The following is a 4216-nucleotide window of genomic DNA, read 5'->3' as shown; positions in this document are numbered from 1 at the left end:
CACTCAGAACTTTCTGGGTGATCTTGTTTTAGATTTGCCCTCGACTAGCGTAGTGCCATTATGATCCGTAGATTATCTGTTGTTATGCTGGCAAGTATCAGCTTGCACGGCTGTATGTTTTCGCCTGGTCAACACATGGACACCAGTCAAATGGTCAGTGACGGCTCTCCGGAAAGTAGCCGGGTGGAGCTTATTCCTATCACGCCTAAATTGATTGCCATGGATGCCGCCACGCAAGTTCGCGAATCCGTTCCCCCAGCGTTGTTGTCCTACGTTCCAGGCGGTTATCGCGTGGGTGCCAACGACCTGTTATTTATCACGGTCTGGGATCACCCCGAGTTGACGGCGCCTTCGGGACCGCAACAGCAACTCGATGCCAACGGGCGTCTGGTGCGTCCGGACGGCACGTTGTTTTATCCCTACATCGGTAATATCCCGGCGGCCGGTAAAACCATCGAAGAGTTGCGGGCCTTTATTGCCGAGCGCTTGTCGCAATTTGTCGAAAGCCCCCAGGTCGACGTCAGCGTATTGCGCTTCGCCAGCCAGACCGTGGTGATTTCCGGTGCGGTGCTCAAGGCTGGCCAACAGCCAATCACTACCACACCGTTGAGCGTGGTGGAGGCCGTTGGCGCGGCCGGTGTGGACCCCTCGAACGCAGACCTGTCAGGCCTGACGCTGACCCGGGACGGGCGCGAATACAAGCTCGATCTGGACACCCTCAATCGCCAGGACTCACAGTTGCAAGGCGTTTACCTCAAGGGCGGCGACCGGCTGTACCTGCCCTATAACGACCAAAAGCGGATCTATGTCATGGGTGAGGTCAATTTGCCTCGCGCACTGAGCTTCAAAGGCAAGTCGATCAACCTGACCGATGCGCTGGGCACAGTGGGGGGCTTGAACCAGACCACCTCCAACGGCAATGCGGTGTACGTGATTCGCGGCGCCGACCACCTGGAAACCGAACCGGCCAAGGTGTTCCAGCTCGACGCAGAATCCCCTTCGGCCCTGGTACTGGCCACCCGTTTCGACTTGCAACCGCAAGACATCGTCTATGTCGGCCCGGCCGGCGTGACGCGCTGGAACCGTCTGATCAGTCAGCTTCTGCCTACGGCCACTGTCCTGGGGACCGGTGCCAGCTCACTTAACGATCTCAGCGAAGCCAACAGCAGATAAGGCTCAATCCCGCCGTGAAAACTTTGCCTACCTGCGCCAGTCTGACGATGGCGCTCTTGCTGTGCGGGTGTAACCCGTTGATGAAGGCCTCCTGGGACACCCTTGAAACATCTGTCGCGGGGCCTGCCTCTATCAATTTGACTCGTGCTCAGGTCGACGCTGTGCCATATCCGCAGATCCTGGTCACCACCCCCTCCAGTGAGGGCGTGATGGCCATGGCTCGTCGGCGGGGCGACCTGCAGTTCTGGGTCGCTTCCGGCAAGCAAGTGCTGCTGATGCGCGACGGCCTGGTGGTGCGCACTGTCGGGCTGGGCGTTTCCCTGGATGGCACTCGCTTCAATGAAGAGTCGCCCTTCAAACGCGGCCTTCAGCATTTGCCCGACGGCTATACCAGCACGCGCTGGATCGACATCTATAACGGCAACCGCATCGGTATCGCGGTCAACAGCCGTTTCAGTCCCCATGGCATCGAAACCATCAGCATTCTGGACAAGGATTACGCCTTGCTGCGCATCGACGAGCAGGTGGATGCACCCACCCTGAATTTCCGCGCCACCAACCGCTACTGGGTCGACCCCCAGGACGGTTTCATCCTGCGCAGCGAGCAGCATCTGACGCCGCAACTGTTTCTGAAAATCGTGCAGGTGCGCCGTGATCGGGGAGCTGCCCGGTGAAGTGTTCAAACCTTTTCTTGCTTGGTCTGCTGTTGATCGGCCCGGGCGTGGGCCAGGCGGCCGTCACGGTCAGCGGTGACGTGCGCAGCCCTGGTCAATTCGAAATCAAGCCCGGTGCGCGCTTGCTGGATGTCATTCGGTCACCGGACGTCAGGTCGCGGTGCTCGATCCGATCGCTGTGGAAACGGGGTTCGCCCGCAACGCGCTGCTGGATGATGGCGACCATCTGATTTACCCCCAGCGGCCGTCCACCGTGGAAGTTTTCGGGGCGGTCGCGCAGCCTTGTCAGGTGCCTTACCGAGCCCTGCAGGAAGTGCGTGCCTATGCCCGTGACTGCGCCATTCTTGGCGACGCCGAGGGTGATTATTTGTGGCTGATCCAGCCCGACGGCCAGGTTCGGCGCGTGGGCGTGGCGGCATGGAATCGTGAGGACGGCATCGTTGTGGCGCCCGGCAGCAAGATCCTGGTGCCGATCAGGAGCGACGATCTCGAGACGCCGACCCCTGAGCTCAATCAACAACTGGCCGAGTTTCTCGCCACTCAACCGCTGGCTGAGGTGGCCCCTTGAAGTGCCCGTTGAAGTTACGTTTTGCTGCTGCATTGCTCCTGCCCTGCGGATTGGCTCACGGTGAACCGCGCTACACCCAGAGTGATTTTGGTGGCGTCGGTCTGTTACAGACCCCCACCGCGCGCATGGCCCCGGCGGGGGAGTTGAGCGTCACGGCCAGCCGTACCGACCCTTATTCGCGCTACAGTTTTTCCTTGCAGCCACTCGATTGGCTGGAAGGGTCGTTTCGTTACACAGCGATCACCAACCGTAATTACGGCCCCGAGGACTTTAGCGACGGCCAGAGCTTCAAAGACAAGGCCATCGACTTGAAAGCGCGGCTTTGGGAAGAAACTCACTGGGCCCCGCAGGTCGCTATCGGCGCCCGGGATATCGGTGGTACCGGGCTGTTTTCCAGCGAGTATTTCGTCGCCAACAAGCGTTATGGCGACCTGGATTTCAGCCTCGGCATTGCCTGGGGTTATCTGGGTAATCGTGGGGATTTCAGTAACCCGCTTTCGATTTTGGGCAGCCAGTTCAACGACCGCCCACAGAGCACTGCAGTTGTCGCCAGGGCAGGGGACGTGAACACCAACGCTTACTTCAGGGGCCATCCTTCGTTGTTTGGCGGGATTGCCTATCAAACGCCCTGGGAACCACTGAGCCTGAAGATCGAGTACGAGGGCAACGATTACAAGAACGAGCCACTGGACAACCCGCTCAAGCAAGACCTGCCGATCAACGTCGGTGTGGTCTACAAGCTGGCCGACAGCGTCGACCTGAGCGCCGGTTGGGAGCGTGGCAATACGGCGATGTTCGGCATCACCCTGCACACCAACTTTGTCAGCCGCAAGGCACCGGTGAAGACCTATGATCCTCCCGCCGAGCGGCTGCCCGCGCAGGCACCGTTGACTCCGCCCGATCAAGTCAACTGGGCCGATGTCTCCAACCGGCTGCAGCAAAATGCCGGCTACAAGGTCAAACGCATTACCCAGCGCGGCTCGGAGTTGATGGTGTATGGCGAGCAGTCTCGCTATTTCTATTCGGCCAAGGCTGTCGGGCGGGCCAGCCGGATTCTCGATAACAGCGTCAATCAGGACATCGATTGGTTCACCTTGGTGAATCAGCGTTATGACATGTCTATCGAAGAAACCAGCGTGCCGCGGGAAACATTCCGCGCGGTGGTGAACAACGACCAGCCGCTGAAGGATCTGCACCGTACGACCGAGGTCAATCCGGCGACTGCACACCGGGAAACCACGCTCTATACCCAGGCGCTGGAACCGTTCAGCTATGGCTTGGGCCTGGGCTACAAACAGAATATTGGCGGCCCCAATGGCTTGCTCTATCAGTTCACCGCTGATGCCGATGCGGAGTACCGTTTCACCCGCAACACCTGGTGGAGCGGCCTGCTCAGCGTCAACCTGCTGAACAACTACGACAAGTTCACCTACGACGCACCGAGCGGGTTGCCGCGAGTGCGCACCGATTTGCGTCAATACCTGACCACCTCCGATGTGACGATGCCAACGTTCCAGTTCAACCACGCGGCGCAGCTGGATCGGGACTGGTATGGCATGGTCTATGGCGGCTATCTGGAATCCATGTATGCCGGGGTCGGCAGCGAAGTGCTGTATCGACCCACGGGGAAACGCTGGTCATTGGGCGCCGATCTGAACTTTGTGCGCCAGCGGGACTTTGATCAGGGCTTCGGCCTGCGCGATTACCAGACCATAACGGGTCATGTCACCAGCTATACTGAATTGCCCAATGACATGCTTGCAGCGGTCAGCGTCGGGCGTTACCTGGCACGGGACTGGGG

The 4216-nt window shown here is 59.5% G+C and carries 3 protein-coding genes and 1 pseudogene; all 4 read left to right on the top strand.

All coding sequences use genetic code 11. From position 1 onward, the window contains the following. The first annotated feature begins 60 nt into the window (after nt 1-60). Nucleotides 61-1173: a polysaccharide biosynthesis/export family protein gene (locus AC1DLB_RS28105; RefSeq protein ID WP_173861152.1), complete on the top strand. Its 1113-nt coding sequence runs from the start codon at nt 61-63 to the stop codon at nt 1171-1173. A 14-nt stretch (nt 1174-1187) separates the two neighbouring features. Beyond that, the gene (locus tag AC1DLB_RS28100; protein WP_064616874.1) at nt 1188-1847 is read left to right on the top strand and encodes a YjbF family lipoprotein; all 660 of its coding nucleotides are present in this window, start codon (nt 1188-1190) and stop codon (nt 1845-1847) included. After that, nucleotides 1844-2415 (top strand): annotated as a pseudogene (locus AC1DLB_RS28095) (capsule biosynthesis GfcC family protein). Before AC1DLB_RS28100 ends, AC1DLB_RS28095 begins: the two are co-directional and overlap by 4 nt. An 8-nt stretch (nt 2416-2423) precedes the next feature. Continuing rightward, the coding region (locus AC1DLB_RS28090) for a YjbH domain-containing protein (protein WP_477786094.1) at nt 2424-4216 on the top strand (1793 nt) is incomplete at its 3' end.

Source organism: Pseudomonas sp. 05N434 (assembly GCF_056396965.1).
The sequence above is the reverse complement of the archived record's forward strand: the minus strand, read 5'-3'. Positions and strand labels throughout refer to the sequence as shown.

What these genes read in the sequence shown, in the direction of transcription:
- AC1DLB_RS28105 (WP_173861152.1), top strand. Translation starts at nt 61, where the DNA reads ATGATCCGTAGATTATCTGTTGTTATGCTGGCAAGTATCAGCTTGCAC.